The organism is Rhizobium leguminosarum (genome assembly GCF_002953715.1).
In the GTDB taxonomy this organism is placed as follows: Bacteria; Pseudomonadota; Alphaproteobacteria; order Rhizobiales; family Rhizobiaceae; genus Rhizobium; species Rhizobium leguminosarum_V.
This window is the reverse complement of sequence record NZ_CP025012.1, coordinates 3,971,664-3,998,389: the sequence shown is the minus strand read 5'-3', so window position 1 is coordinate 3,998,389 and position 26,726 is coordinate 3,971,664. Positions and strand designations below refer to the sequence as shown.

Annotated in this window: 23 protein-coding genes and 1 riboswitch; of the genes, 15 read left to right on the top strand and 8 right to left on the bottom strand. The window is 60.9% G+C overall.

Going from position 1 to position 26,726, the window contains the following annotated elements; all coding sequences use genetic code 11:
* Window positions 1–37 precede the first annotated feature (37 nt).
* The 6 genes from CUJ84_RS19880 to CUJ84_RS19855 all read left to right on the top strand — a co-directional run bounded on the left by CUJ84_RS19880 (window position 38) and on the right by CUJ84_RS19855 (window position 8,222).
* A complete protein-coding gene (locus CUJ84_RS19880) occupies window positions 38–2,341 on the top strand; it encodes a heavy metal translocating P-type ATPase (RefSeq protein ID WP_105007469.1) in 2,304 nt (767 codons plus the stop codon).
* Between the two features lie 163 nt (window positions 2,342–2,504).
* Window positions 2,505–2,728: riboswitch (cobalamin riboswitch) on the top strand.
* A 280-nt stretch (window positions 2,729–3,008) separates the two neighbouring features.
* Entirely contained in the window at window positions 3,009–3,230 is a 222-nt protein-coding gene (gene nrdH, locus CUJ84_RS19875; RefSeq protein WP_018243700.1) for a glutaredoxin-like protein NrdH, read from the top strand.
* Window positions 3,231–3,244: 14 nt separating this feature from the next.
* Window positions 3,245–3,649, top strand: coding sequence for a class Ib ribonucleoside-diphosphate reductase assembly flavoprotein NrdI (gene nrdI, locus CUJ84_RS19870; protein WP_105007468.1), 405 nt, complete (start codon window positions 3,245–3,247; stop codon window positions 3,647–3,649).
* Complete coding sequence (gene nrdE, locus CUJ84_RS19865) at window positions 3,628–5,832, top strand: class 1b ribonucleoside-diphosphate reductase subunit alpha (protein WP_105007467.1); 2,205 nt, start codon at window positions 3,628–3,630, stop codon at window positions 5,830–5,832. The genes nrdI and nrdE overlap by 22 nt, the downstream gene beginning before the upstream one ends.
* An 88-nt stretch (window positions 5,833–5,920) precedes the next feature.
* Window positions 5,921–6,895 (top strand): class 1b ribonucleoside-diphosphate reductase subunit beta, encoded by a 975-nt coding sequence (nrdF, locus tag CUJ84_RS19860; RefSeq protein ID WP_105008253.1) that lies wholly within the window; start codon window positions 5,921–5,923, stop codon window positions 6,893–6,895.
* A 103-nt stretch (window positions 6,896–6,998) separates the two neighbouring features.
* Complete coding sequence (locus CUJ84_RS19855) at window positions 6,999–8,222, top strand: adenylate/guanylate cyclase domain-containing protein (RefSeq protein ID WP_105007466.1); 1,224 nt, start codon at window positions 6,999–7,001, stop codon at window positions 8,220–8,222.
* 4 nt (window positions 8,223–8,226) lie between these two features.
* On the opposite strand, the gene queE is transcribed toward CUJ84_RS19855, so the two are convergent.
* The 4 genes from queE to CUJ84_RS19835 form a co-directional block, all read right to left on the bottom strand.
* Complete coding sequence (gene queE / locus CUJ84_RS19850; RefSeq protein WP_105007465.1) at window positions 8,227–8,955, bottom strand: 7-carboxy-7-deazaguanine synthase QueE; 729 nt, start codon at window positions 8,953–8,955, stop codon at window positions 8,227–8,229.
* On the bottom strand, window positions 8,952–9,308 hold the full coding sequence (queD, locus tag CUJ84_RS19845) for a 6-carboxytetrahydropterin synthase QueD (protein WP_018446446.1): 357 nt from the start codon (window positions 9,306–9,308) through the stop codon (window positions 8,952–8,954). Before queD ends, queE begins: the two co-directional genes overlap by 4 nt.
* Window positions 9,308–10,018, bottom strand: a complete 711-nt coding sequence (gene queC / locus CUJ84_RS19840; RefSeq protein WP_105007464.1) for a 7-cyano-7-deazaguanine synthase QueC — start codon at window positions 10,016–10,018, stop codon at window positions 9,308–9,310. Before queC ends, queD begins: the two co-directional genes overlap by 1 nt.
* 186 nt (window positions 10,019–10,204) lie before the next feature.
* A complete protein-coding gene (locus tag CUJ84_RS19835; protein ID WP_105007463.1) occupies window positions 10,205–11,257 on the bottom strand; it encodes a LacI family DNA-binding transcriptional regulator in 1,053 nt (350 codons plus the stop codon).
* Between the two features lie 308 nt (window positions 11,258–11,565).
* Between CUJ84_RS19835 and CUJ84_RS19830 the strand changes: the two genes are divergently transcribed.
* The 4 genes from CUJ84_RS19830 to CUJ84_RS19815 all read left to right on the top strand — a co-directional run bounded on the left by CUJ84_RS19830 (window position 11,566) and on the right by CUJ84_RS19815 (window position 15,967).
* Window positions 11,566–12,825, top strand: a complete 1,260-nt coding sequence (locus tag CUJ84_RS19830; protein ID WP_105007462.1) for an ABC transporter substrate-binding protein — start codon at window positions 11,566–11,568, stop codon at window positions 12,823–12,825.
* 128 nt (window positions 12,826–12,953) lie between these two features.
* Window positions 12,954–13,907 carry a carbohydrate ABC transporter permease gene (locus tag CUJ84_RS19825; protein ID WP_105005730.1) on the top strand — a complete coding sequence of 318 codons (954 nt, stop codon included), beginning with the start codon at window positions 12,954–12,956 and terminating at the stop codon, window positions 13,905–13,907.
* The gene (locus CUJ84_RS19820) at window positions 13,904–14,848 is read left to right on the top strand and encodes a carbohydrate ABC transporter permease (RefSeq protein WP_105005731.1); all 945 of its coding nucleotides are present in this window, start codon (window positions 13,904–13,906) and stop codon (window positions 14,846–14,848) included. The genes CUJ84_RS19825 and CUJ84_RS19820 overlap by 4 nt, the downstream gene beginning before the upstream one ends.
* 3 nt (window positions 14,849–14,851) lie before the next feature.
* Window positions 14,852–15,967 carry an ABC transporter ATP-binding protein gene (locus CUJ84_RS19815; RefSeq protein ID WP_105007461.1) on the top strand — a complete coding sequence of 372 codons (1,116 nt, stop codon included), beginning with the start codon at window positions 14,852–14,854 and terminating at the stop codon, window positions 15,965–15,967.
* Window positions 15,968–16,075: 108 nt separating this feature from the next.
* Here CUJ84_RS19815 and CUJ84_RS19810 read toward each other — a convergent pair whose 3' ends face one another.
* The 3 genes from CUJ84_RS19810 to CUJ84_RS19800 form a co-directional block, all read right to left on the bottom strand.
* Window positions 16,076–18,319 (bottom strand): glycoside hydrolase family 2 protein, encoded by a 2,244-nt coding sequence (locus CUJ84_RS19810; protein ID WP_105007460.1) that lies wholly within the window; start codon window positions 18,317–18,319, stop codon window positions 16,076–16,078.
* Window positions 18,320–18,522: 203 nt separating this feature from the next.
* Window positions 18,523–19,521 carry a LacI family DNA-binding transcriptional regulator gene (locus tag CUJ84_RS19805; RefSeq protein WP_105007459.1) on the bottom strand — a complete coding sequence of 333 codons (999 nt, stop codon included), beginning with the start codon at window positions 19,519–19,521 and terminating at the stop codon, window positions 18,523–18,525.
* A 9-nt stretch (window positions 19,522–19,530) separates the two neighbouring features.
* The gene (locus CUJ84_RS19800; RefSeq protein WP_105007458.1) at window positions 19,531–20,538 is read right to left on the bottom strand and encodes a Gfo/Idh/MocA family protein; all 1,008 of its coding nucleotides are present in this window, start codon (window positions 20,536–20,538) and stop codon (window positions 19,531–19,533) included.
* A gap of 202 nt (window positions 20,539–20,740) precedes the next feature.
* On the opposite strand from CUJ84_RS19800, the gene CUJ84_RS19795 reads away from it, so the two are divergent.
* The 5 genes from CUJ84_RS19795 to CUJ84_RS19775 all read left to right on the top strand — a co-directional run bounded on the left by CUJ84_RS19795 (window position 20,741) and on the right by CUJ84_RS19775 (window position 25,810).
* Entirely contained in the window at window positions 20,741–22,033 is a 1,293-nt protein-coding gene (locus tag CUJ84_RS19795) for an ABC transporter substrate-binding protein (protein ID WP_105007457.1), read from the top strand.
* Window positions 22,034–22,139: 106 nt separating this feature from the next.
* A complete protein-coding gene (locus CUJ84_RS19790) occupies window positions 22,140–23,027 on the top strand; it encodes a carbohydrate ABC transporter permease (protein ID WP_003543165.1) in 888 nt (295 codons plus the stop codon).
* A 1-nt stretch (window position 23,028) separates the two neighbouring features.
* Complete coding sequence (locus tag CUJ84_RS19785; RefSeq protein ID WP_105007456.1) at window positions 23,029–23,940, top strand: carbohydrate ABC transporter permease; 912 nt, start codon at window positions 23,029–23,031, stop codon at window positions 23,938–23,940.
* Window positions 23,941–23,959: 19 nt separating this feature from the next.
* The gene (locus CUJ84_RS19780) at window positions 23,960–25,042 is read left to right on the top strand and encodes an ABC transporter ATP-binding protein (protein WP_012759093.1); all 1,083 of its coding nucleotides are present in this window, start codon (window positions 23,960–23,962) and stop codon (window positions 25,040–25,042) included.
* An 18-nt stretch (window positions 25,043–25,060) separates the two neighbouring features.
* Entirely contained in the window at window positions 25,061–25,810 is a 750-nt protein-coding gene (locus tag CUJ84_RS19775) for a ThuA domain-containing protein (protein ID WP_105007455.1), read from the top strand.
* Between the two features lies 1 nt (window position 25,811).
* On the opposite strand, the gene CUJ84_RS19770 is transcribed toward CUJ84_RS19775, so the two are convergent.
* Window positions 25,812–26,723 carry an SMP-30/gluconolactonase/LRE family protein gene (locus CUJ84_RS19770; RefSeq protein ID WP_105007454.1) on the bottom strand — a complete coding sequence of 304 codons (912 nt, stop codon included), beginning with the start codon at window positions 26,721–26,723 and terminating at the stop codon, window positions 25,812–25,814.
* Window positions 26,724–26,726: the final 3 nt, after the last annotated feature.

Below are 26,726 nucleotides of genomic sequence, written 5' to 3'. Positions count from 1 at the left end.
GTAGGGGGGATGCTTCTATTTGACAAGGAAGCGGATCATGGCTGAGAGCGAGACACGATACCGGGTAGGCGGCATGGATTGCGCCTCCTGCGCAACCAAGATCGATACGGCGGTCAGACGCTTGGCGGGTGTCGCCGATGTTTCCGTTTCGGTGATGGCGGGCACGATGACCGTCCGGCACGATGGCAGCAGTGATCTCAAGGCGATCGAGAAGAAGGTGACCGGGCTCGGCTATTCCGTCGCGCCGCTTGCCGGAAACGTTGCGCCTGCGCATGCCCACAGCTCGCAGCATCGTCACGACCATGGACATGATCACCGCGATCACGCGGACCACGACCACGATCATGCGGTGCATGATCATGAAGGGCACGATCACGCAGGCCATAGCCATGACCATACAAGTCATGACGACGACCATTCTCACGATCATGGCGAGAAGGAAATCGAGGGGTTGCACGGGCACGACCATGCGCCGATGGCCGGTCCCTGGTGGCAGAGTAGGAAGGGCCGGCTGACCATCCTTTCGGGTGCGGCACTCGTCGCCGCCTATGCCGTCGGCCATCTCGTGCCGGCGATTGCATCCTATGCCTTTATCGTTGCCATGCTGATCGGGCTGGTGCCGATCGCCCGGCGCGCTATCATGGCCGCCCTCTCAGGCACACCGTTTTCGATCGAGATGCTGATGACGATCGCCGCCGTCGGCGCCGTCATCATCAATGCCGGCGAAGAGGCGGCAACCGTTGTGTTCCTGTTCCTCGTTGGCGAGCTTCTGGAAGGGGTGGCAGCGGGCAAGGCGCGCGAAAGCATCCAGTCGCTGACGGCGCTGGTGCCGAAGACCGCGCTGCTCGAAGACAACGGGCAGACGCGCGAGGTGCCGGCGGAAAGCCTTTCGGTCGGCGCTATCATCATGGTTCGTCCTGGCGATCGGATCTCGGCGGACGGCATTATCCTCTCAGGCGAAAGCGCGATCGACGAGGCGCCGGTGACGGGCGAGAGCACGCCGGTACGCAAGGGCGTCGATGCCGTCGTTTTTGCCGGCACGGTCAATGGCGACGCGGTACTCAGGGTTCGCGTCACGGCGGCTGCCGCCGACAATACCATCGCCCGCGTCGTCAAGCTGGTGGAGGAGGCGCAGGAATCGAAGGCGCCGACGGAGCGCTTCATCGATCGGTTCTCGCGCTATTACACGCCCGGCGTGGTCGTGGTCGCAGCGCTGGTCGCGGTCGTTCCGCCGCTGCTGTTCGCCGGGCCGTGGGGCGAATGGGTCTATAAGGGCCTTGCGATCCTTTTGATCGGCTGCCCCTGCGCGCTCGTTATCTCGACGCCGGCGGCAATCGCCGCCTCGCTTTCATCCGGTGCGCGGCGCGGGCTGCTGATGAAGGGTGGCGCGGTGCTGGAAACGCTCGGTAAGGTGACGATGGTCGCCTTCGACAAGACAGGCACGCTGACGGAAGGCAAGCCTCAGGTAACCGACATCATTTCCTTTGGCCTGAGCGAGGCGCAGGTGCTGTCGCGCGCGGCGGTGCTGGAGCAGGGTTCCAGCCATCCGCTGGCGCTGGCGATCCTCAACCGTGCCAAGGCCGATGGTGTTCCCGTGCCGCCGGCCTTCGAGCTGGAAGCGCTGCCGGGCAAGGGTGTCAGCGGCAAAGTCGGCGGCGAGACGCTGGACCTGCTGTCGCCGCCCGCCGCCCGCGAGCGCGGGACGCTCGGCGCGGAACAGGATGCACGCATCACGGCGCTGAACGACGAGGGCAAGAGCGTGTCGGTGCTGCTAGTCAATGGTGTTGCGGCCGGCCTGATCGCGATGCGCGACGAGCCGCGTGAGGATGCCGAGGCCGGGCTCGCTGCCCTCAAATCAGCAGGCGTCAAGGCGATGATGTTGACGGGCGACAACAAGCGGACGGCAGCAGCTGTTGCCGGCATGCTCGGCATCGACTGGCGCGGCGAGATGATGCCGGAGGACAAGCAGCGGGTCGTCGGCGAATTGAAGCGCCAGGGTTTCATCGTCGCCAAGGTCGGCGACGGCATCAACGATGCTCCGGCGCTGGCCGCTGCCGATATCGGCATCGCCATGGGTGGCGGCACCGATGTGGCGCTGGAGACGGCGGATGCGGCCGTGTTGCACGGACGAGTCGGCGACGTGGCGCGGATGATCGAACTTTCCAAACGCACGATGCGCAACATCCTGCAGAATATCACCATCGCACTCGGACTGAAGGCGGTGTTTCTGGTGACGACGATCGCCGGCATTACCGGGCTCTGGCCGGCGATCCTCGCCGATACCGGCGCCACCGTGCTGGTGACGATCAACGCACTGCGGCTGCTTCGAATAAAAATATGAATATCGTTTGGGGAGCCGGCTTCTGCCGGCTCTTTCTATGATGGGTTCTCCACAGCGCTTTTGCGTTAACGTTTCATTATCCACATCATACACAGGCGCGGCGATTCGTTATCGCCATGCTGCGCCGCCGCAACAACTTGTTGACGTCATCGGCGATTCGGATACCATATCTAGTGTTCGAGGTTCCGTCGATTCGTGAGGATCGGCGGCTAAGACGGGAATTCGGTGCGCTTCGCCATCATGGTGCGGCAATGCCGGAGCTGCCCCCGCAACTGTAAGCGGCGAGCAACTGTCCGATTTCAGGTCACTGGAGCATGATGCTCCGGGAAGGCTGGGCAGGCGCTTTGACCCGTGAGCCAGGAGACCTGCCTCGAACGAAACGTCCACGGGCGGGGTGTCCGGAAGGTCGCGTTGCATGGCTGCGGGGAATCTCCGCATCGCGTTTCGCAGGCCCGAACCTCCGCCCCCGAAACCTTCGCATTGAGCCACTTCGGGGTGAAGTCATGTCAGTATCTCAGTTCAGGCCGCCACCCGCTCGAGGTAGAGGGCGGAGTACGCCCAGCGGCTAAACAGCCGCATCGCTCACATCATCAGAGAATTTTTCGACGGATATCGACAGATTTCCGATCGATGTCCTGCGTCCAATCGCGTCGTCACGAGGAATATCATGACCATTACCGTCTACAGCAAGCCTGCCTGCGTCCAGTGCACTGCGACCTACCGCGCTCTCGACCGCCTGGGTGTCGATTATGACATCGTCGATATCTCGCAGGATGCCGAAGCGCTCGATCGCGTCCGCAGCCTCGGCTACATGCAGGCGCCTGTGGTCATCGCCGGCGAGCAGCACTGGGCGGGCTTCCGCCCCGACATGATCAGTGCGCTCTCCTGACCTGAGGACAAGCGATGGGCCTGATCGTCTATTATTCCAGCCGATCCGAGAACACCCATCGGTTCGTCGCCAAGCTCGGCCTGCGCGCGGCGCGCATTCCGCCAGGTGGCGCAGACGCGTTCCATATCCGCGAACCCTTCGTGCTGATCGTGCCGACCTATAGCGGCGACGGCGGCAAGGGCGCCGTTCCCAAGCAGGTGATCCGTTTCCTCAACGATGCGGAAAACCGAGGACACATCCGCGGCGTGATCGCCGCGGGCAACAGCAATTTCGGCGAGACATACGGGCTCGCCGGCGACGTGGTCTCGCAGAAATGCCAGGTGCCGTACCTATACCGGTTCGAGCTCATGGGCACCGAGGACGACGTCGCCAAGGTCAAACTCGGAATGGAACGATTTTGGACACGGCAACAAACTTGACGCGGGATGCGGGCGCAAAACCGCATCACACTTTTGCTCAGCCCGCGGGGGAAAGGCCGCCGAAGGCAGCGGAAACGCTCGACTATCACGCGCTGAACGCGATGCTGAACCTCTATGACGATGAGGGGCGGATCCAGCTCGACAAGGATCGAATGGCTGCCAAGCAATATTTCCTGCAGCATGTGAACCAGAACACGGTGTTCTTCCACAATCTGAGGGAAAAGCTCGATTACCTCGTGACCGAGGGTTATTACGAGCAGGAGGTTCTCGACCAGTATTCCTTCAATTTCGTGCGGGATCTGTTCGACCACGCCTATGCCAAGAAATTCCGTTTCCCGACCTTCCTCGGCGCCTTCAAATATTACACCAGCTATACGCTGAAGACCTTCGACGGAAAGCGCTATCTCGAGCGCTACGAAGACCGCATCTGCATGGTGGCACTAGCCTTGGCGCGCGGCGACGAGGCCCTTGCCCGCGACATGGTCGACGAGATCATTTCCGGCCGCTTCCAGCCGGCAACGCCGACCTTCCTCAACGCCGGCAAGAAGCAGCGCGGCGAACTGGTTTCCTGCTTCCTGCTGCGCGTCGAGGACAATATGGAATCGATCGGCCGGTCGATCAATTCGGCGCTGCAATTGTCGAAGCGCGGCGGCGGCGTGGCGCTGTCGCTGACGAATATCCGCGAGGCAGGCGCGCCGATCAAGCATATCGAGAACCAGTCCTCGGGCATCATCCCTGTCATGAAGCTGCTCGAAGACAGCTTCTCCTACGCCAACCAGCTCGGCGCGCGCCAGGGGGCGGGTGCCGTCTATCTCAATGCCCATCATCCCGATATCATGCGCTTCCTCGACACCAAGCGCGAAAATGCCGACGAGAAGATCCGCATCAAGACGCTGTCGCTCGGCGTCGTTGTGCCCGATATCACCTTCGAGCTCGCCAAGAACAACGAGGATATGTATCTGTTCTCGCCCTATGACGTGGAGCGCGTCTATGGCGTGCCCTTCACCGAGATTTCGGTGACGGAAAAGTACCGCGAGATGGCTGATGATGCCCGCATCTCCAAGAAGAAGATCAAGGCGCGGGAATTCTTCCAGGTGCTTGCCGAAATCCAGTTCGAGAGCGGCTACCCCTACATCATGTTCGAGGACACGGTGAACCGGGCGAACCCGATCGCCGGGCGTATTTCGATGAGCAATCTCTGCTCGGAAATCCTGCAGGTGAGCGAGGCGAGCGAGTATCATGACGACCTTTCCTACAAACATCTCGGCAAGGATATTTCCTGCAATCTCGGCTCGCTGAATATCGCGGCGGCAATGGATTCGGCCGATTTCGGCAAGACGATCGAGACCTCGATCCGGGCGCTGACGGTCGTTTCCGACATGAGCCACATCTCCTCGGTTCCCTCGATCGAGAAGGGCAATGACGAGAGCCATGCGATCGGCCTCGGCCAGATGAACCTGCACGGTTACCTCGCCCGTGAACGGATTTTCTACGGCTCTGAGGAAGGCGTCGATTTCACCAATATCTATTTCTATACGGTGACCTATCACGCGATCCGCGCCTCGAACCTTTTGGCGGTCGAACGCGGCGCGAGCTTCAAGGGCTTCGAGAACTCGAAATATGCCTCCGGCGACTATTTCGACAAATATACCGACCGGCTCTGGGAGCCGGCGACGGAGACGGTGAGGGCGCTGTTCGAGACGTCGGACATTCATATTCCGACGCAGGAAGATTGGGCCGCGTTGAAGAAGGCGGTGATGGCCTCCGGCCTCTATAACCAGAACCTGCAGGCGGTGCCGCCGACGGGCTCGATCTCCTATATCAACCACTCGACCTCCTCGATCCATCCGATCGTCTCGAAGATCGAGATCCGCAAGGAAGGCAAGATCGGCCGTGTCTATTATCCGGCGCCGTTCATGACCAACGACAATCTCGACTATTATCAGGATGCCTACGAGATCGGGCCGGAGAAGATCATCGACACCTATGCTGCGGCGACCCAGCATGTCGACCAGGGCCTGTCGCTGACCTTGTTCTTCCGCGACACGGCAACGACGCGCGACATCAACAAGGCGCAGATCCATGCCTGGAAGAAGGGCATCAAGACGATCTACTACATCCGCCTTCGCCAGATGGCGCTGTCCGGCACCGAGGTGCAGGGCTGCGTATCCTGTACCTTGTGATTTGATTGCCGCTGGCGCTGCAAGAAGCGGGAGGGGTTCCGCAGTTCCCTTCGCCATGCAGACGCTGACGCCCGAAAGGACCAACCTTATGAACATGCAAATCAAACCTACTTCCCGCGTGCGTGCCATCAACTGGAACCGCATCGAGGACGACAAGGATCTCGAAGTCTGGAACCGGCTCACCGGCAATTTCTGGCTGCCGGAAAAGGTGCCGCTTTCCAACGACATTCCTTCCTGGGCGACGCTGACGCCGGTCGAGCAGCAGCTCACCATCCGCGTCTTTACCGGATTGACGCTGCTCGACACGATCCAGAACGGCGTCGGTTCCATCCGGCTGATGGAGGATGCGGCGACGCAGCATGAGGAGGCGGTGCTTTCCAACATCTCCTTCATGGAGGCGGTGCATGCGCGCTCCTATTCCTCGATCTTCTCGACGCTGTGCTCGACGCCCGATGTCGATGATGCCTATCGCTGGTCGGAGGAAAACGAATTCCTGCAGCGGAAATCAGCGCTGATCATGGAGCAATATCGCTCCGGCGATCCGTTGAAGAAGAAGGTTGCGAGCGTCTTCCTCGAAAGCTTCCTGTTCTATTCCGGCTTTTACCTGCCGATGTACTGGTCGAGCCGGGCGAAGCTCACCAACACGGCCGACATGATCCGGCTGATCATCCGCGACGAGGCGGTGCACGGCTATTATATCGGCTACAAGTTCCAACGTGGGCTGGAACGCCTCGGCGAGGAGAGAAGGCAGGAGATCAAGGATTTCGCCTTTGAGCTGCTGCTCGAGCTCTATGACAACGAGGCGAAATATACGGAGGCGCTCTATGACGGCGTCGGGTTGACCGAGGACGTCAAGAAATTCCTGCATTACAATGCCAACAAGGCGCTGATGAACCTTGGCTATGAGGCGCTGTTTCCGGCGGAGGCCTGCAAGGTCAATCCGGCGATCCTGTCAGCGCTTTCGCCGAATGCCGACGAGAACCACGACTTCTTCTCCGGCTCCGGCTCCTCCTATGTCATCGGCAAGGCTGTGGCGACCGAGGACGATGACTGGGATTTCTGAGGGTTGATTGCAGTCTGCCTCTTATCATTTGCTCTCTCATCGCCCACATTCAGCGGAAATAAATTCGGTCCTCGCCAATGATGTGGCGTAGCGGGAGTTTTTGATGCAATCCATTTCAAACAAGGCCGGGACTGCCGTCGAGGCGGGCGAAGGCGTCTGGCCGATCCGCAGAAGACGGATTCTCGACTGGCTGGTGAACGAGACGCGCGGTGAGCGGTTCATCGACAATATCCTGGTGGACATGTGCGAGAAGCTGCTGGCGGCAGGGGTGCCGGTGGCGCGGGCGACATTGCATTTCAGGACGAACCATCCGCAATGGATAGGCGCCCGCATCCTCTGGAAGGAAGGCCTGGCAGAGGCAACGATCAACACTTTCGCCTATGGTATCGAAATTACGCCAGAGTTCCTGAAGAGTCCCGTCAATGCGATCCATCAGGGTGCGGAGGAGGTACGCAAACAGCTGGAAGACACAGCCGACGGCGACGAGGATTCATTCTATCAGGAACTGCGCGACGATGGCCTCACGGAGTATATCGCCTGGCCAGTCGAGCATACTTTCGGCAAACGGCACGTCGCGACATTTTCTACCAGCCGGCCGGGCGGCTTTACGAGCGAGCATGTCGATTTCCTGCGCGACCTGCTGCCGGCCCTAACGCTCGTCAGCGAAATCCGGCTGAAGAACATCATGGCGCGCACGCTGCTGCAGACCTATGTGGGACCGCATGCGAGCGAACAGATCCTGGCGGGCGTCACGACGCGCGGCAGCGGCGCGACCGTCGGTGCGGCAATCATGATCTGCGACCTGCGCGACTTTACGGCGATCTCCGATCTCTGGCCGCGTGACGATGTCATCCATCTGCTCAACGATTACTTCGACGCCATGTCGGACCCGATCGAACGGCATGGCGGAGAGATCCTGAAGTTCATGGGCGACGGATTGCTGGCGATCTTCCCGCTGAGCAAGGACACGGCCTGTCACGATCTGCTGCAGGCGATCCGCGAAGGGCAGGCGTTGATGGCGCAATTGAACCAGCAATATGCGGGCAACGGACGCGAACCGCTGCGCTACGGCGTCGGGGTGCATGTCGGCGACGTCATGTACGGCAATATCGGCTCGCGCCGGCGGCTGGATTTCACCGTCATCGGTCCGGCGGTCAATGTCGCCTCGCGGCTGGAAACCCTGACCAAGGAGGTCAAGCGGCCGGTGCTCTTGTCGCGGGCCTTTGTCGAAATGGCGGACTGCGCGAAGGACATGGACAGCCTCGGCACATTCCCGCTGCGCGGGCTTGGAGAGCCCGTCGATGTTTTCGCCTTTCCGGAGCGCTAGAAACTTATACTCCTCGCTTGTTTCCCCAAAGCAGCACATGCAGTTGTGGTAGCACGCGGGCTGTAAACCATTGGTCGGCTGTTACTTTTGCGACAAGCCAGTGCATCCGATCCATCACGCCGTCGATATCAATGCGGGCGTCATCGTCATCGGGCGGCGGCGGTGTATGATTGCCGGGCTGAAGGAACAAGGGAATTTGGGGATAGCGCTGACCCGCCCGTTGGGCGAATTCGTAGTCGGTATCGTCGAAGACGACAATCTTCAATGCGACCTCCGGTTCGCCGGAGGCCAGTTGAAGACAGTGATCCACCTGGCCCCAGTCCGTCAGCATTCCGCTTGATGGCGGTTTGGGGCTGATGACCAGGATATCGAGATCGCGAAACCAGGCCTGGGCCACGCTTCCCTGTGTTTCCAGTGCAAAGCGGTATCCTTGGGAATGGCCGAGCTCGATCAGTGGCCTCAAGGGTTGTATCGCCGGATTGCCTCCGGAAAGGGAAACCGTCAGTGGCTTGCCTCCAGAGAGTTCCGTGACCTTATGCCAGACCGCCTCAGTGGACATGGGAATCCATTGATCCCGGAACGCGCTGTCGACCGCGTGAAGACTGTCACACCAGGAACACCGATAGTCACAGCCACCTGTCCTCACGAACACCGTCGGCAGCCCGATCAAGGCACCTTCACCCTGTATGGTCGGGCCAAAGATCTCGCTGACGCGAATGCTCCCCACGCTCACGGCCTGTACTCCGCCCAGGTTTTCGGCGTCTCGCTGACGCGAACGGACGATGTCTCCGGGAAGCGCTGCTTGCACCAGTCGTAAAAGTGCCTTGCCAGGAACTCGGAGGTGACTTTCGAATGGCCGAAGACGTCGTTCAGGTGACGATGGTCGAAAGTTTCGTCGATATAGCGCTTGAGCGGCGAGAGGTCGTGATAGTCACGAACGAAGCCATCATCATTCAGGCTTTCCGCTGCCAGCTCGACGATGACGATGTAGTTGTGACCGTGAAGCCGAGCGCATTGATGGTCGGCAGGCAGGTGATCCAATTGATGGGAGGCGGAGAGATGAAACTCCTTGGTGATGCGGTACATCAACGCACCTCCGTGGCCGAGTATCGCGACACGGCTGCTCTCCAGAAATCCCGATCTTCGTACGCCGTGGGATCGGGAACACCGGCAAGATGGAAAGCTTCGCGGCGTTCCACGCAGGTTCCGCAGCGCCCACAGTGGAGTTCGCCACCTTTGTAGCAGGACCAGGTCTCTGAAAACGGAGTGCCGTGTTTCGCGCCGTCAACCACGATCGCCGCTTTAGAAACATCGACGTATGGGGCAAGCAGTTTCACGCTGGCATAACCTTCCAGCGCTTCGTTCTGCATGCGCTGGAAAGCATCGATGAAGCCCGGTCGGCAGTCCGGGTAGATGAAGTGGTCGCCGCCATGCACGGCGACGGCGACGGCATCGGCTTTTTGCGCGGCAGCCAGACCGAACGCGATTGCCAGCATGATGGCGTTGCGGTTCGGCACGACGGTGGCCTTCATGGTCTCCTCGGCGTAGTGGCCATCGGGAACCTCGACATTGTCGGTCAGGGCCGATCCGCTGAGATGACCGCCGATGCTGGCGATGTCGATAATATGATGTGGAACGGAGAGCCGTGAGGCACATCTGGCGGCGAAGTCGAGTTCCTTGCGATGCCGTTGGCCGTAGTCGAAGGAGACCAGGCCGATAAGCTGCTTTTCCGTCGCTACCTTGTGGGCAAGCGAAACGGAGTCCAGTCCGCCGGAGCAGACGACGATGGTTTTCATATTTTGGATCCCTTGTTTTGACCGGGTGGGCTGCGACCGGATTAGGCGGTGCTTCTAGGACAAATCACGCGCCATGGAAACAGTTTTGAAGCGTGAGTGTGATTGAGGGATGAGATGACGTTGATTTCACGGCGGTTTTCATGGCTTCGGGGTCTGATGCCAACGCTCCCCACAGCGGGATAGCCCCTAACCGATCGGAAAGTTGATCTGCGGTGGCAGCAGGAGTTGCAGATCCTCGGCATCCGGATCGCTGATGCGCTGCAGCAGCATGCGTCCCAGATCCTCGCCGGCCGCCGTCAGATCCTCGTGGATCGTGTCGACCTTCGGCTGTAACTGGCTGAGAAGGCGGGACGTCTCCTTGGCAACGATATCGTAATCGACGGCCAGTATGCGGCCGGCATCGCTCATGCCGCTGATGACGGCAAGCGCCGAAACTTCGCCGGGGCAGATGAAGCCATCAGGAGCATCCGGGGCATCGGCGCGGCTGCTAATGAAGCCGCGCAGCACGCCGGCCGGGGTATCGAGATCGACCGCCTCGGGGATCTCATAGGTGATGCCTGCCTCCCGCACCGCTGTCATGAAGCCATGCAGGATATGCTGGCAGAAGGTCAGCCGTTTCGGCGGCAGGATCACCGCCACCTTTTTGCGGCCCTTGGCGATCAGCCGGCGCGTCGCCTCATAGGCAAAGGTGAAATTGTCGTAGTCGACATAGGGGTGCTGCGTCGAAAATTCGGTGCGGCCATGACAGATGAAGGGAAAGCCGGTCTCGAGCAACAGGCGGACGCGGGCATCGAGCGGTTCGGTGCGCGTGAAGATCAGCCCGTCGGCGAGGTGATTGCGGATGATGTATTCGGCGGCCTCGACATCGGTCGTCGACAGGAAGTTCGGGGCGACGACAAGATGGTAGGAGGTCTCTTTCAGCGCTTTGGCGATGCCGTACATGATCGAGGTGCTGAAACCGACCACTTCCTCGTGCGAATCGAGCAGGATGGCGATGACATTGGTGCGGCCTGTCTTCAGGCGCTGCGCGGCCCGGTCCGGGAGATAGCCGATCTCGCGGGCGATGCGGTGCACGCGTTGACGGGTCTCGAGCGAAATCTGCGGCGCATCGGAAAGCGCCCGTGACACCGTCGTCACCGCAAGGCCGGCGATCGTGGCGATCGTTCGCAAGGTCGGCTTGCCGCGCTTATGCGTGATATCGAGATTTTCGCCGCGCTGCGGCCCGGACGGTTCGGTCACCCTTGGCTTTCCATGCTGGAATTGCCGATACCATAACACGATGAATCCGGCGCGCAATCGACGAATGAAAACGTTTTAAATTTTAACGTTCTGTTAGTCACGAATTAAATATGAATTATATTCAGTAACTTAGGGAAATAACCATATTTTTCTCGGGAGTCGAGAAAGGGCTTGACGACGGGAGGGTTATAACGTTTTAAATTGTCAACCGCGCGGAGGAGTGCGGCCGTATGCTGACCGCTGCAATGGCGGGAAGCATCGGGCGGCAGGGAGGGTCCCGCCGCCGATTTGCAAACGGGAGGAAATTCATGAGCAAGTTTTTGAGCTCGGCAGCTATTGCTGTCGTGATGATGGCTGGCCTCAGTGCTGCCCACGCCGCCGACGTGAAGGAAGTGCAGATGCTGCACTGGTGGACGTCTGGTGGGGAGGCCGCGGCGCTGAACGTTCTGAAGCAGGATCTTTCGAAGGAGGGGTTTGCCTGGAAGGACGTTCCGGTTGCCGGCGGTGGCGGCGATGCGGCGATGACGGCGCTGAAGGCGATGGTTGCGGCCGGCACCTATCCGACGGCTTCGCAGATGTTGGGCTATACCGTGCTCGATTATGCCCAGGCTGGCGTCATGGGCGATTTGACGGAGACGGCGAAGAAGGAAGGCTGGGACAAGTCGGTTCCGGCAGCGCTGCAGAAGTTCTCGGTCTATGACGGCAAGTGGGTCGCAGCCCCCGTCAACGTTCACTCGGTCAACTGGCTGTGGATCAACAAGGCTGTGATGGACAAGATCGGCGGCACCCAGCCGAAGACCTTCGACGAGCTGATCGCGCTGCTCGACAAGGCCAAGGCCGCCGGCGTGATCCCGCTCGCCCTTGGCGGCCAGAACTGGCAGGAAGCGACGATGTTCGATTCCATCGTGCTGTCGACCGGCGGTCCGGAGTTCTACAAGAAGGCCTTCAACGACCTCGACGAGGAATCGCTGAAGTCCGACACGATGAAGAAGTCGTTCGATAACCTCGCCACGATCATCAAATATGTCGACCCGAACTTCTCGGGCCGCGACTGGAACCTGGCGACCGCCATGGTCATCAAGGGTGACGCGCTGGTGCAGGTGATGGGCGACTGGGCCAAGGGCGAATTCGTCGCCGCCAAGAAGACGCCGGATACCGACTTCCTGTGCTACCGCTTCCCCGGCACCGACGGCAGCGTGGTCTACAACTCCGACATGTTCGGCATGTTCAACGTCCCAGACGACCGCAAGGCGGCCCAGGTGGCGCTGGCAACGGCAACGCTGTCGAAGAGCTTCCAGTCTGCCTTCAACGTCGTCAAGGGATCGGTGCCGGCGCGTACCGACGTTCCCGATACCGACTTCGACGCTTGCGGCAAGAAGGGCATCGCCGACCTGAAGGCAGCCAATGAAGGCGGCACGCTGTTCGGCTCGCTGGCGCAAGGCTATGGCGCACCGCCGGCGATCGCCAATGCCTATAAGGATGTCGTCTCGAAGTTCGTCCACGGCCAGATCAAGACCTCCGACGAAGCCGTCAAGCAGCTCGTTCAGGCGATCGACGACGCCCGCTGAGATCACGTGTGATGACAAATGCTTCCCCGCCTGCTGGCGGGGAAGCTTCAGGCTCCGCGCCGATCATGCAGGGATGATCATGCGGGGCCGATTGCCCGGACGATCATGCAGGCAGGAGATGACATTCCATGAGCACCGTTGCGACCACCGATCCGGTTCTGACGCCGAGGCAATCGACGGGGATTTCGTTGAGAGGCCGGCTGCAGGATGCGCTGCCGAAGATCGTGCTGGCGCCCAGCTTCGTCATCACCATCATCTTCGTCTATGGCTTCATCGTCTGGACGGCCTATCTGTCGTTCACCAATTCCAAGACATTCCCCTCCTATGCGCTGACCGGCGCACGCGCCTATCAGCGGCTGTGGCGCTGGACCTTCGAGAGCGATCCACCGTCTTCCTGGTACACCTCGATCACCAACATGGCGATCTTCGGCTTCCTCTATATCGGCATCTGCCTGGCGCTCGGCCTGTTCCTCGCCATCCTGCTCGACCAGAAGATCCGCGGCGAGGGTCTGCTCCGGCCGATCTTCCTCTATCCGATGGCGCTCTCCTTCATTGTGACAGGCGTTGCCTGGAAATGGTTCCTCGATCCCGGCCTCGGGCTGGAACAGACGCTGCACCATTTTGGCTGGACAAGCTTCCACTTCGACTGGATCAAGAACAAGGACTTCGTCATCTACACCGTCGTCATCGCCGGCGTCTGGCAGGCGTCGGGCTTCGTCATGGCGATGTTCCTGGCGGGCTTACGCGGTATCGACGGCGAGATCATGAAGGCGGCCCAGATCGACGGCGCCTCGCCATTCCAGCTCTATCGGCGCATCGTCATTCCGCTGCTGCGGCCGATCTTTCTCTCCGCCTTCATCGTGCTCGCCCATATGGCGATCAAGTCCTATGACCTGGTGGTGGCGCTGACCTCGGGCGGCCCCGGCGGCTCGGCCTGGCTGCCGTCGAACTTCATGTATGAATACACCTTCAAGCGCAACGAGATGGCCGTCGGCTCGGCCAGCGCCATCATCATGCTGATGACGATCTCGGCGATCATCGTTCCCTATCTCTATTCCGAACTGAAGGAGAAGGCGCGATGAGCAGCGTGACCTCTCCGATAGCAACCTCGCAGAACAGCAACAACACCCGCTGGATCGGCCGCACCGTCATCTACGGCCTGCTGCTGGTCTTCGCCGTCCTCTATCTGATGCCGCTCTTCGTCATGCTGACGACCTCGTTCAAGACCATGGACGAGATCCAGAACGGCAACATGCTGGCGCTGCCGCAATCGCCGACCTTCGATCCCTGGATCAAGGCCTGGGGCGAGACCTGCGTCGGGCTCACCTGCGCCGGCATCAAGGGTTACTTCTGGAACTCGATCAAGATGGTCGTGCCGGCTGTCGCGATCTCCACCATCATGGGGGCGTTGAACGGTTATGTCCTGACCAAATGGCGCTTTCCCGGCCACACGCTGGTGTTCGGGCTGATGCTGTTTGCCTGCTTCATCCCGTTCCAGTCGGTGCTGTTGCCGATGGCGACGATCCTCGGCAGTCTCGGCCGCTTCGGCATGACGCTGCAGAACGCCACGGGCTGGAACTTCGGCTTCGGCAATCCGACGGTCAATCTGGTCTTCGTCCATGTCGTCTATGGCCTCGGCTTCACGACGCTGTTCTTCCGCAATTTCTACGAGGCCTTTCCGACCGAACTGGTGCGCGCCGCCCAGGTCGATGGCGCCAGCTTCTTCCAGATCTTCCGGCGCATCATGCTGCCGAACTCGCTGCCGATCATCGTCGTCACCGTCATCTACCAGTTCACCAATATCTGGAACGACTTCCTGTTTGCATCTGCCTATGCCGGCACCGGTGAATCCATGCCGATGACGGTGGCGCTGAACAATGTCGTCAACACCTCGACCGGGGTGGTCGAATACAATGTCAACATGGCGGCGGCGATGATCGCAGCCGTGCCGACGCTCATCGTCTATATCCTCGCCGGCCGCTACTTCGTGCGCGGTCTGATGGCGGGCGCTGTCAAAGGGTAATCCATGGCCTTCCTCGAAATCTCCGGTCTCAGAAAACGCTTCGGCGCCGTCGACATTCTCAAGGGGATCGACCTCGAACTCGAAAAGGGCGGCTTTCTCGTGCTGGTCGGCCCGTCCGGCTGCGGCAAGTCGACGCTGCTCAACACCATTGCCGGGCTGGAGACGATCACGTCTGGCGATATCAAGATCGACGGGCGCGACATCAGCGGCCTGCATCCTTCCAAGCGCGATATCGCCATGGTGTTCCAGTCCTACGCGCTCTATCCGAACATGACGGTGGCGGGCAACATCGCCTTCGGCATGGAGATCCGCGGCGTGCCGAAGGAGGAGCGTGTCAAGGCGATCGGCCAAGTCTCCGACATGCTGCAGATCGGCCATCTGCTCGACCGCAAGCCGAGCCAGCTCTCCGGCGGCCAGCGCCAGCGTGTCGCCATGGGGCGGGCGCTGGTGCGCAATCCGCAGGTCTTCCTGTTCGACGAGCCGCTCTCCAATCTCGATGCCAAGCTGCGCGTCGACATGCGCACCGAGATCAAGCGGCTGCATCAGCGCATGGGCACCACCTTCGTCTATGTCACCCATGACCAGATCGAGGCGATGACGTTGGCGACCAAGATCGCCGTGCTGAAGGATGGCGTGCTGCAGCAGTTCGGCACGCCGGCCGAGATCTATAACAGCCCGTCCAATATCTTCGTCGCCGACTTCATGGGCTCGCCGGCGATGAACCTCTTGACCGCCACCGTCGAAAACGGCGCCGGCGGGCTGGAAGTCTCGCTGGAACGGCCGAATGCCGCCCCGCTGAGATTGCCGGTCATATCAGGCAATGACGGCCTGACCGCCTATACCGGCAAACAGGTGATCTTCGGCATCCGCCCGGAGGCGCTGACCGATCCCGATGGCGCCGACCGCAAGGCGCGCTCGCTGACCGAGGGCGATTGCCTGATCGAGGTGGTCGAACCGGCCGGATCCGATACCTTCGCCGTCACCAAGCTCGGCGGCAAATCCGTCGTCGCCCGCCTGCGCGCCGATACCGGCATCGCGCCAGGACAAAACACCCGCCTCGCATTCAATCTCGACAAGGCCGTCTTCTTCGATCCCGAGAGCCAGCTCAGGATTTCGTAACAGTCATTAGAGTGCCGCGCGTCTATAAGACGCGCTAGGGGCGCTCTAACACTTTGAATTTGCACATAATCCTTTCCGAAAATCGATTTCGATTTTCGGGGTTATGCGCTAGGCAGCTGTCACGCTGAGCGACACCGGCGCGAAACGCGTCGAAACCGCTTCGACGGTGATTTCGCCAGTGAACCCCGTCGCCTCCAGCCAGAAGCCGGCGGTGCCGCCCTGCAGCGGCACATTGCTCGGGCCGACGATCCTTGCCGGGCCGTGCACCTTCAGCGAAATGCTGTCGTTCATGAAAGGCAGGCGCTGGCCGCGCTGGTCGAGGGCGCGGATGATGACGCGCGTGCTGTCACGTTCGCGAGCTTTCAGCGTGGGGCTATCGGCAACCACTTCCAGCGTTGTCGGCAGCGGATCGGCCGCCAGCGTCAGGCTGGCCACCGGCTCGCCGCCGATATAACCGGTGAAGGTGCCGTCGATCCATTCGAGACCCCAGGTGCCGAGCTCATCGGCAGTGAAGTGCCGATGGTCAAGAACGACGGGGGGATGCGGCAGATGCGGGTAGTTCTCGCGGTCTGGACCGATGCGCTTGCTGAGCGCGCCATATCGCAGCTCCACCTCGTCGCAGTTGGTCAGGATGATCAGCGGCAGCACGCCGCCGATATTGCGTTCGCCGCGCGCCCAGAAGGTCGCCGGCTTCATGACGATCTCCTCGGAAGGGTCGCACTGGCTGATATAGGCATAGGCCGCGAATTTCGGCTCGCGGAACATGTCCATGACGCCGTGATAGCAGATGCGGTCGCCGGAGCCGAAATCCTTGTGGGTGTTGTAATCGAACATGCACCAGCCGATGGCGCCGGAGATATCAGGATCGCCATAGGCGGCATTCAGCACTTCCAGGTGACGGCGCACATGCTCGGCCTGGCGCTGCTCCTGGTCATAAATCTTCGTCGGGTGCATGTGGCCGTTGAACTCGGTGATGAGGTACGGCACCTTGTGCGACAGTCCGGTATTTTCCTGCTGGGCGCGCAGCGCGGTGCGCGGGCGGTTGGCGCCCGGCAGTTCCTCATTGCCGAGGATGAAGTCGTTCATCGTGTAGACGTCTTCGAGCAGCTCGCTCTCGGTGAGATAACGCACGCCGCCGGTCTGGCGGGTGCTGTCGAGTTCACGGGCGAGGCGATTGGTCTCGGCGTAGAAATCGTGATTATCCTGCGATTCGTTGATGCGCACGCCCCAGATGATGATCGAGGGGTGGTTCCAGTCGCGCTCGATCATGCGGCGGACGTTCTCGATCGATTCCTGCTGCCAGTCGGCATCGCCGATATGCTGCCAGCCCGGGATCTCTTCGAAGACCAGCAGACCGATCGTGTCGCATCGGTCGAGGAACCATTTCGACTGCGGATAATGCGAGGTGCGGACGATATTGCACTTCAGCACCGTCTTCATGATGTCGGCGTCACGCTCCTGGGCGGAGCGGCCGGCGGCATAACCGACATAGGGGAAGGCCTGGTGGCGGTTGAGGCCGCGCAGCTTCAATGGCTTGCCGTTGAGGAGGAAACCTTCCGGCGTGAATTCGGCGGTGCGGAAGCCGAACCTGGTCGAGACACGGTCGGAGCCGTGTTCGGTCCTGATTTCGACGGTGACGTCATAGAGCGTGGGATCGGTGATGTCCCAGAGGGCGATGCCGGTGAGGCCGCCAAAGGAGAGCGTGGTGCGGCTGCCGATCGTTTCAGTGGCGGCGGTGGCGACCACCGTACCGTCGGCCTGTTTCAGCGTTGCGGTGACCGTCGCCGAGAAGCTGCGGCCCTCGGGATTGGCGATATCGACGCGTATGGTCGCCGATTTCTCCGGGCCGAGAACGTCTGTGGTTTCGATCTTGAGATTGCGGATCGAGACCGGGTCGGTGACCTTCAGCCAGACATCGCGGTAGATGCCAGCATAGGTCAGATAGTCGATACGGCCGCCGAAAGGCGGAATGTCGGGGTTTTCGCTGCCGTCGATCTTGACGGTGACGAGGTTCTCGCCCTTGACCAGCTTGCCGGTGAGGCGGGCCTCAAATGGGGTGTAGCCGTCCTTATGGGCAATGATTTCCTCGCCGTTCAGATAGACGACGCTGTCGGCCATGGCGGCGTCGAAGACGAGCGAAACTTCGCGGCCCTCGAATTCCGGCAGCCAGCGCAGCACCTTCTGATAGGTGAAGGCGCGCTGATAGCTGGTCTCGTCGAAATAGCTGAAGGGCAGTTCGACAGCGGTATGCGGCAGGCTGACCGACTTGGCGGCATCGAAAGTTTCGAGCAAGCGCTGGCCGAAGCCCTCGTGGAAACTCCAGCCTTCATTGAAGGAAACGACGGAACGCATTTCAGGCTCTCCAGATTACGGCATCAGGGACATTGCGGCACCTCTCGGCGCGTGAAAATCTGATCATCGGTATTCCTCCTCGATGCAATGGATGAGCGAGCCGCTAAAGCACGTCACAGCGAACTTGATTCATGCGACGCGCTTTAGCTTTTTTCATGCATGTCGTCACCCCGGAACCGCTGTACACTTCCAGGCGACATGCATCAGGCGGTCGAGCCCCAGCGGGCGGTGCAGGTGAGCGTGATGCTGTGCGGGCCTTCGATCTCGGCGTCATGCCGTTCGATCAATTCGACGACGGCATCGATGAAGGCGACGTGGTCGAGGCTCAGCGTGGTGAGGTCGTTGCAATCCCAGGCGGCCATGGCAATGCCGTCCTGGCCGACGATGGCGATATCATCCGGCGTGTTCTTGCCGAGCACCCGGCGGGCTGCATCGCGTGCGCCGATCGCCATGACATCGTTGCCACAGATGATGGCGTCGACCTTGTCACGGTGCAGCAGGAGCACGGCTTCCTTGAAGCCGGAATCATAGGAGTAGTCGCCGAAGGCCTGCGCCTCGAAGGCGAGGCCGCGCTTGGTCAGCGCATCGGCGAACCATTTGCGCCTGAGCTTGTCGATCCAGCTGGAATTGGTGCCGGAGAGGTAGGCGAAACGCTTTTTGCCGTCGCGAACGATCTTGCCGATGATCTCGTCGGCGGCCTCAGCGCCGTCGATGCGGATGCTGGAGACGTTTTCGTTGTCGAGCGGCTCGAAGGAGACGATGATCGGTTTCGTCGTGTGGAAGATATCAACGGCATCTTGCATCGACACCATGTCGGAGAAGACGACGACGTGATCGACCTGATAGGTGGAGGCAAGGCGCATCAATTGCAGCCGGTCGGAATGATCGGCGCAGCAGAGGATGATCGGCAGCAATTGTCTCGCTTGTAGGCGGTGGACGAGAAGCTGTTGTTCCTCAGCCTCGCAAGGGTTGCCGATCGCGTTGACGACCAGGGCGACGAGGCGCGAGCGCTGGTTGTTCAGTGAGCGGGCGATCGCGTTCGGCTGGTAGCCATGTTCACGGGCGACGGCAAGGATGCGGTCGCGCGTCGCGCTGCCGATGCGTGAATCCGGCGAGAAGGCGCGGGAAATGGTGGCGGAGGAGACGCCGGCGAGTTTCGCCAGTTCCTTCGAGGTGATCCGCCGTCTACTCATACCGCTCATCTTCAGCGCCTATCGGGCGACGATCCTGACGGAAGCGCCGTCGGCCGCTGCCGATTCCTTGATTGCATCCCATAGCCTAGCGAATCTGATGCCCATTTCAACGGAGCCGGAGTTTTCCATCTTTCCCTCGCGAATGGCGAGGAAATTCTTCATCGGATTGCCGAGAATCTCGGCTTCCTCGCGCGGCTCGGCAGTGCGCCCGACACTGATCTCGCGCCAGCCGCCCCAGGCGTCGATGCGCACGATCGCCTTTGAATAGAAGAAGGTGATGTGGGAGGCGCAGCCCGGAGGGCCTTCGCCGGCGGCCGTCAATGTCGCCAGCGCGCCGTTTTTCAGCCGGGCGGAGACGGCGGTGGCGATATCGACCTGTCTGCCGTGGTTGTTCATGTAGGCCGACACACTGTCGAAATCCGAATTGGCGAGCAGGCAGACGGTGTTCATCATGTGGGCGCCGGTATCGAACATGAAGCCGCCGCCGGAGATATCAGGCTGCTGCTTCCAGTGGCCGTCATAATTGGACGACCAGCTTTCCCAGATCATGCCCGATATGGCGATCAGCTCGCCGAATTCGCCGGCGAGGGCCCGCCGGCGTGTGTCGAGCACCAGCGGCGACAGGCCGCCCTGGAAGGCGGTGACGATGGTGACGCCGCTCTTTTTCTGCGCGGCGATCAGCCTCTCGGCTTCAGTGACTGTCGTCACCATCGGCTTTTCCAGGAAGAGGTCGAGGCCGGCCTCGGCCACGGCGGTTGCCTGCTCGGCATGGAAGGCATGCGGGGTGGAGACGTAGACGATGTCGAGTTCGCCCCGGCATTCCGCGAGCATCTGGCGATAATCCTCGAAGCTCCTCGGTTCTGGTGCGCCGGCGGCGAGGCAGACGTCGATCAGGCGCTGGCGCGACGCCGCCGTGGTGTCGGCGAGAGCAGCGAATTCGATCTCCGGCATCTTGACCCAGCTCTCGGCATATTCCGCCGCCTTCAAGCCAGCGCCGATGACGCCGAGGCGCAATTTCTCAGACATGAAATTCCTCCCTGAATACATTGTGCACACGATTACACAAACGGTATGGCGATGGCAATATCTAAATAAATAAGTAATATCAGTATATTAAAGCTCACTATCGAATCTTTTCAAAAACCGTCTTGTCAGCATTCGGAATGCGTGTACATTTTCACGACCGGTGCTGGAGGGCGCCGTGTCTCTACAAAAGGGAGGACTTCCGTTGAAGAAAATGGTTCTTGGCGGCCTATGCGCCATTCTGCTGAGCGCGGTTTCGACGCTGGCACAGGCAGAAACAATCCGAATTGCAAATCATGGTCAGGCCGGCATCGACGCGATGAAGTCGACGGTCGAGCGGATCGAAAAGAAATATGGCGTCACCGTCGAGGTCATCGAATATCCGGCGCCCGACAAGGACTACCTGACGAAACTCCTGACCGAGCTCGGCGCCGGCAACGCGCCCGACCTGTTCTCCATCCCGACGACGGCTGCGGTCGCCGACATGGTGGAAGCCGGTTACCTCGCGCCTGTTACCAAGGAGTTCAAGGCCTGGGACGGCTACGCCAACCTCTATGACGTCGCCAAGGAGCTTGCCGTCAGCCCGGATGGAGAAACCTATGTGATGCCGTTCATGCTCGGCATTCAGGAAATCTATTACCGCAAGGACGTTCTCGAAAAAGCCGCCATCTCGACCGAACAGCCGAAGACCTGGCAGGAACTTCTCGACCGCGCGGCCGAGATCAAGCAGAAGACCGGCGCCTACGGCCTGCTCTTTCCGGCCGGCGTTTCCTGGGGAAGCGGCGCCTTCGACGAAGGTTTCCAGCATCTGCTCGTCGGTTCCAAGACGCCGCAGCTCGTCGATGCCGACGGCAAGCTCGATCTGAATGGCGAAGGCATCAAGGATGTCTTCAACGTCTACAAGGAACTGATCGACAAGGATCTGATGCCGACGCAGCCGTTGCTCGGACCCGAGCCCTGGGTCGTGCCGAAGTACCAGATGTTCCCGGAAGGCAAGCTCGCCGCGACCACCTGCGGCTCCTGGTGCTATATTTTCGACTGGGGTCGCGAAAGCAAGAACCCGATCCCTGACGTGACGAAGGTGGTCGGCACCTGGACGGTTCCCGGCCAGAGCAGCGGCCAGTATGTGCTGGCCAATCTCGCTGCGCCGTGGGCCGTCAATTCCAAGTCGGCCAATACCGAGCTGGCGATCAAGGCGCTGATGGAGATCGGCTCGATTGAGACTCAGGTTTCCTACGCCGCCCGCATCGGCAACATCCCGGCCAGCAAGGATGCGGCTGGCAATGCCGAGTTCCAGAAGCTGACGGAACTGGTTCCGATCCATGCCGCGGCCGGGAACGGCGTGTTCCTGAAGCAGGCCTCCGGATTTGGTACGGTCTCGGAAGGGGTCGCGCGGGCCACCGAAGCGCTGCTCCGCAAGGAAACCGATGCCGCCGGCGCCCAGAAGATCCTTGTCGACTACGTCAAGGAAACGCTCGGCGACGACATGGTCAAGTAAGCTCCGGCACCCTCTCTTCCGCCACGACGGGGACGCGGCGCCAACGCCCGCGTCTTCCCGCTTTCATTCGATAAGCCGGTTCCATCGATAAGGTTTGTGAGCTTCCATGGCCCGAAACTCTCATGAAAAGCGCGCCGAGCGGCAATGGCTGCTGATCCTGCTGCCCTCGCTGGTGCTGCTTCTGGCCTTCGTCATCTATCCGGCCCTCTATTCGATCTATCTGAGCTTCACCAATGAGGCGCTGACCGGGGCCGCGGCCCTTCGGCCCCGTTTCGTTGGTTTCAGGAATTACACGCGGCTCTTCAACGACGCGAAGTTCTGGAATTCGCTGTTCGTCACCTTCGTCTTCGTCATCGGTTCGGCGGTGATCGGCCAGTTCGTGCTCGGCCTGATCTCGGCAATTGCGTTGCGCCGGCCGATCCGCTTTCGGCGGGTGTTTTCGTCGATCATCCTGTTGCCGAATGCAGCCCCTGAAGTCGTCGCCGGTTTCATGTGGATCTCGATGCTGGCGGGCGGCGACAATGCCACACTCAGCCGCATCGTCAGTTTTTTCGGCATCACGCCGGCCGACTGGCTGCAGGTCTTCCCGCTGTCGATGATCATCGTCGTCAACACCTGGCGCGGCATCGCCACGGCGATGATCCTGCTAACGGCCGGCCTCAGTACCATTCCGGCGGAGATCTATGAGGCAGCGCGCATGGACGGCGCCACCCCATCGCAGATGTTCCGCCGCATCACCCTGCCGCTGATGATGCCGACGATCCTGCTCTATATGTTGATCTCCGCCGTCTCCACCATCGCCGTCTTCGGCCTCGTCTATGCGCTGACGCGCGGCGGACCGGGCGGGGCGACCGAGGTGGTCAGCATCTATATCTACAACCAGTCCTTTACGTCGTTCCAGCTGGGTTATGGTGCCGCGGTCGCCGTCGTCGCGCTCGTCATCTCGCTGATATTAGGTATCGCCTATGTCCGGGCCATGAAGGTGGAGGTCTGACATGGCCGTCGTTTCCCCAAGTGAAACTGCAAACAAGGGTCGCTCCGACCTCATCGCCTATGCGACGCTGTCGCTGATCTCGATCTTCTGCGCGGTGCCTTTCTTCTGGGTGCTGCTCGCCTCGCTCGACGGCAATGCCCAGCTCTTCCTGCATTGGCCGGAGCAGTGGACTTTCGCCAATTATATCAGGGTCTTCACCAAGGAGGACGGGGCGAAGTGGCTGTTCAATTCGCTCTTCGTGGTCGCTAGCGCGACGCTGCTCGTCATGGTGCTTTCGGGGCTCGGCGGTTATGCACTGTCGCGCACCCGGGCCTGGTGGAAGCTGCCCTTCCTCTACGCGATCCTGCTCATCCGTGTGCTGCCGCCGACGGCGCTCGTCGTGCCGCTCTACAAATTCCTGCTGACGCTGAACAATGCGGAAGCGGCGGTGCTCAGACCGATCTTCGGCAGCTATGCCCGCGACATCATGCGCTGGACCGGCTTCATCGACGGTTATCTCGGGTTGATCCTGGTGCTGGCGACGATGCAATTGCCGTTGGCGCTCTGGATCATGAAGACCTTCTTCGACGGGCTGCCGAGGGACTATGAGGAGGCGGCGCTGATGGATGGGGCGACACTCATCCAGCGCATCCGCCGGGTGTTGATCCCGCTGGCGCTGCCGGGGCTTGCCGCTGCTGGGCTGTTCGCCTTCATGTCGGCCTGGGGCGATTTCCTGCTGCCGCTGATCCTCCTGTCGTCGCCGGAGCTGCAGACGCTGCCGCTCGGTCTCTTCCGCGCCTTCCTGCGCATCAACGAGATCGATTACGGCCTGCTGACCGCGCTGGCATTCATCTATCTGCTGCCCGCCGTCGTCGCCTTCGGTTTTGCGCGGCGCTTCCTCGTCCAGACGTTTTCGGGCGGCGTGAAGGGCTGAGATCAAGAAAGAGAAACAGATGATCAATCTCAGAAACGTTCGCAAATTCTACGGCGCGCTCGAGGTCATCAAGGGCGTCGACATTACCGTGGAAGACGGAGAATTCGCGGTTTTCGTCGGCCCCTCCGGCTGCGGCAAGTCCACGCTGCTGCGGATGATCGCCGGCCTCGAAGGCATCGATGACGGCGACCTTATCCTCAACGGCAAACGCATCAACGACGTGCCGCCCGACAAGCGCGGCATTGCCATGGTGTTCCAGTCCTATGCGCTCTATCCGCATATGAGCGTTGCCGAAAACATTGGCTTCTCGCTCAGCCTGAAGAAGGTGCCGGAGGCGGAAATCCGCCGGCAGGTGGAAGGTGTCGCCGAAATCCTGCAGCTCACCGACTACCTCGACCGCCGCCCGGCCGCCCTTTCCGGCGGCCAGCGCCAGCGCGTGGCGATCGGCCGCGCCATCATCAAGAAACCGGCGCTGATCCTGTTCGACGAACCGCTGTCGAACCTCGATTCGGCGCTGCGCGTGCAGATGCGCGCCGAGCTGCAACGCCTGCACCGCGAGCTGAAGGCGACGGTCGTCTACGTCACGCACGACCAGGTGGAGGCGATGACGATGGCGGACCGCATCGTCGTGCTGAACAAGGGCGTCGTCGCTCAACAGGGCGCGCCGATGGATCTCTACCATCAGCCGGACAACGAATTTGTCGCAACTTTCATCGGCTCGCCAAAGATGAACGTGCTGCCGATGACGGCGACGCGCCGGGATGGCGGCAAGGTGCATCTGGAAAGCCCGCTCGGCCTTTCCATCGACCTTTCAGACGGCAATGGCGCCGTGCAGCAGGGCGAGGCGAAGCTCGGCATTCGGCCGGAACATCTGAAGCTCGCACCCCAAGGGCAGGGTGATTTTTCGGCCGAGGTCGTCATCGTCGAGCGTTTGGGCGTGGAGACCTATCTGACAGTCGGTTCGCAGCAGCAGCCGATCGTCGTACGCGCCGAAGGCGATATCGCGGTGCGGCCGGGCGATCGTGTGTCGCTGACTGCCGAGCGCGCCGGTTGCCATCTGTTTGATTCCGCCGGCCGGGTAATCCGTTCGGCAACCGCTTGAAACACATCGAGGAATGACATGACAATCAAGGTCACGATCTGGAACGAAGGGCGCCACGAGCAGGTCCACAAGGAAGTTCAGGATATCTATCCTGATCGTATCGACGGAGCGATCGCTGCCGGTATCGCCCACCCCGATTTCGAGGTCCGCCGCGGTACGCTAGACGATCCGGATGAAGGGCTGCCGGATTCCGTGCTCAATGATACCGACGTGCTGCTCTGGTGGGGGCATATGGCGCATGAGGAGGTCAGCGACGGGCTGATCGACCGCGTGCAGCAGCGCGTGCTGAAGGGCATGGGCCTGCTGGTCCTGCATTCCGGCCATCATTCCAAGCTCTTCCGCCGGCTGATGGGGACCAATGCCAACCTTTCCTGGCGCGAGACGCCTGATGGCGACCTGGAGCGCGTCTGGGTGGTCAATCCCTCGCATCCTATCGCCGAGGGGCTGCCGCCCTATTTCGAGGTCAATGCCTCGGAAATGTACGGCGAACCCTTCGACATTCCGCAGCCGGACGAGCTGGTGTTCATCTCCTGGTATTCCGGCGGCGAGGTGTTCCGCAGCGGCTGCACCTTCCAGCGCGGGCGTGGGCGCATCTTCTTCTTCAGCCCCGGCCACGAGACCTACCCGATCTATCACGACAAGACCGTGCATAAGGTGATCTCGAACGGCATCCGCTGGGCGCGGCAGAAACACACCGATGGCCGCATTCTGGAAAACTGGCACCGGGCCGAGCCGCTGCACGGGCGTCCCGACAAGGTGAAGGCCTGATCTATGGATATTGTGCGCCGGTCGTTTTGATATAGATCGAATAGACCGAACGTGTCGCGGTGATGAAGAGCCGGTTTTTCTTGGGGCCGCCGAAGGTGAGGTTGGACACCGTCTGTGGCACCCTGATCTTGCCGAGCAGGGTTCCGTCGGGCGAAAAGCAGTGCACGCCGTCGGAGGCACTCGTCCAGAGATTGCCGGCGACATCGAAACGAAAACCGTCGGGATGGCCGACATCGAGGCTACAGAAGTAGCGGCTGTTGGCAAGCGCCTTGCCGTCGGTGACGTCGAAAACGCGGATATGGCGCGGCACTTCATGTTTTGCGGAGCCGGAATCGGCAATATAAAGCTTCGTCTCATCGGGCGAGAAGGCAAGGCCGTTCGGCTGGATGAAATCCTCGACGACGGCGTCGATCCCGCCGCTTGCCGGGTCGATCCGGTAGACATTGCGCGTCGACTGCTCGGGTTCGGCCTTGTGGCCCTCGTAATCCGACAGGATGCCGTAGGTCGGATCGGTGAACCAGACCCCGCCGTCGGAGTGCACGACGACGTCGTTCGGCGAGTTCAGCCGTTTGCCCTGATAGCTGTCGGCGAGAACGGTGATGGTGCCGTCCGTCTCGGTGCGGGTGACACGGCGGCCGCCATGTTCGCAGGAGACCAGCCGGCCCTGCCGGTCGCGGGTATTGCCATTGACGTAGTTGGAGGGTGAGCGGAAGACGGAGACCGTCCCATCCGGTGTCCAGCGCATCATGCGTTCATTCGGGATATCGCTCCAGAGAAGGCAGTTCAGGTCGGAAAACCAGACCGGGCCTTCCGTCCAGCGGCAGCCGGAATAAAGCTCCTCGAGGCCGGCGCTGCCGATGACCATTGCACCGAAGCGTTCGTCGCGGATCTCATAAATCGGATTGTCGCCCATGCC

Bases quoted from the DNA above. Each gene is read 5' to 3' on its own strand.
- CUJ84_RS19880 (WP_105007469.1), top strand. From the start codon at position 38: ATGGCTGAGAGCGAGACACGATACCGGGTAGGCGGCATGGATTGCGCC.
- nrdH (WP_018243700.1), top strand. From the start codon at position 3,009: ATGACCATTACCGTCTACAGCAAGCCTGCCTGCGTCCAGTGCACTGCG.
- nrdI (WP_105007468.1), top strand. From the start codon at position 3,245: ATGGGCCTGATCGTCTATTATTCCAGCCGATCCGAGAACACCCATCGG.
- nrdF (WP_105008253.1), top strand. From the start codon at position 5,921: ATGAACATGCAAATCAAACCTACTTCCCGCGTGCGTGCCATCAACTGG.
- CUJ84_RS19855 (WP_105007466.1), top strand. From the start codon at position 6,999: ATGCAATCCATTTCAAACAAGGCCGGGACTGCCGTCGAGGCGGGCGAA.
- queD (WP_018446446.1), bottom strand. From the start codon at position 9,308: ATGTACCGCATCACCAAGGAGTTTCATCTCTCCGCCTCCCATCAATTG.
- queC (WP_105007464.1), bottom strand. From the start codon at position 10,018: ATGAAAACCATCGTCGTCTGCTCCGGCGGACTGGACTCCGTTTCGCTT.
- CUJ84_RS19830 (WP_105007462.1), top strand. From the start codon at position 11,566: ATGAGCAAGTTTTTGAGCTCGGCAGCTATTGCTGTCGTGATGATGGCT.
- CUJ84_RS19825 (WP_105005730.1), top strand. From the start codon at position 12,954: ATGAGCACCGTTGCGACCACCGATCCGGTTCTGACGCCGAGGCAATCG.
- CUJ84_RS19820 (WP_105005731.1), top strand. From the start codon at position 13,904: ATGAGCAGCGTGACCTCTCCGATAGCAACCTCGCAGAACAGCAACAAC.
- CUJ84_RS19815 (WP_105007461.1), top strand. From the start codon at position 14,852: ATGGCCTTCCTCGAAATCTCCGGTCTCAGAAAACGCTTCGGCGCCGTC.
- CUJ84_RS19810 (WP_105007460.1), bottom strand. From the start codon at position 18,319: ATGCGTTCCGTCGTTTCCTTCAATGAAGGCTGGAGTTTCCACGAGGGC.
- CUJ84_RS19805 (WP_105007459.1), bottom strand. From the start codon at position 19,521: ATGAGCGGTATGAGTAGACGGCGGATCACCTCGAAGGAACTGGCGAAA.
- CUJ84_RS19800 (WP_105007458.1), bottom strand. From the start codon at position 20,538: ATGTCTGAGAAATTGCGCCTCGGCGTCATCGGCGCTGGCTTGAAGGCG.
- CUJ84_RS19790 (WP_003543165.1), top strand. From the start codon at position 22,140: ATGGCCCGAAACTCTCATGAAAAGCGCGCCGAGCGGCAATGGCTGCTG.
- CUJ84_RS19785 (WP_105007456.1), top strand. From the start codon at position 23,029: ATGGCCGTCGTTTCCCCAAGTGAAACTGCAAACAAGGGTCGCTCCGAC.
- CUJ84_RS19780 (WP_012759093.1), top strand. From the start codon at position 23,960: ATGATCAATCTCAGAAACGTTCGCAAATTCTACGGCGCGCTCGAGGTC.
- CUJ84_RS19775 (WP_105007455.1), top strand. From the start codon at position 25,061: ATGACAATCAAGGTCACGATCTGGAACGAAGGGCGCCACGAGCAGGTC.
- CUJ84_RS19770 (WP_105007454.1), bottom strand. From the start codon at position 26,723: ATGGGCGACAATCCGATTTATGAGATCCGCGACGAACGCTTCGGTGCA.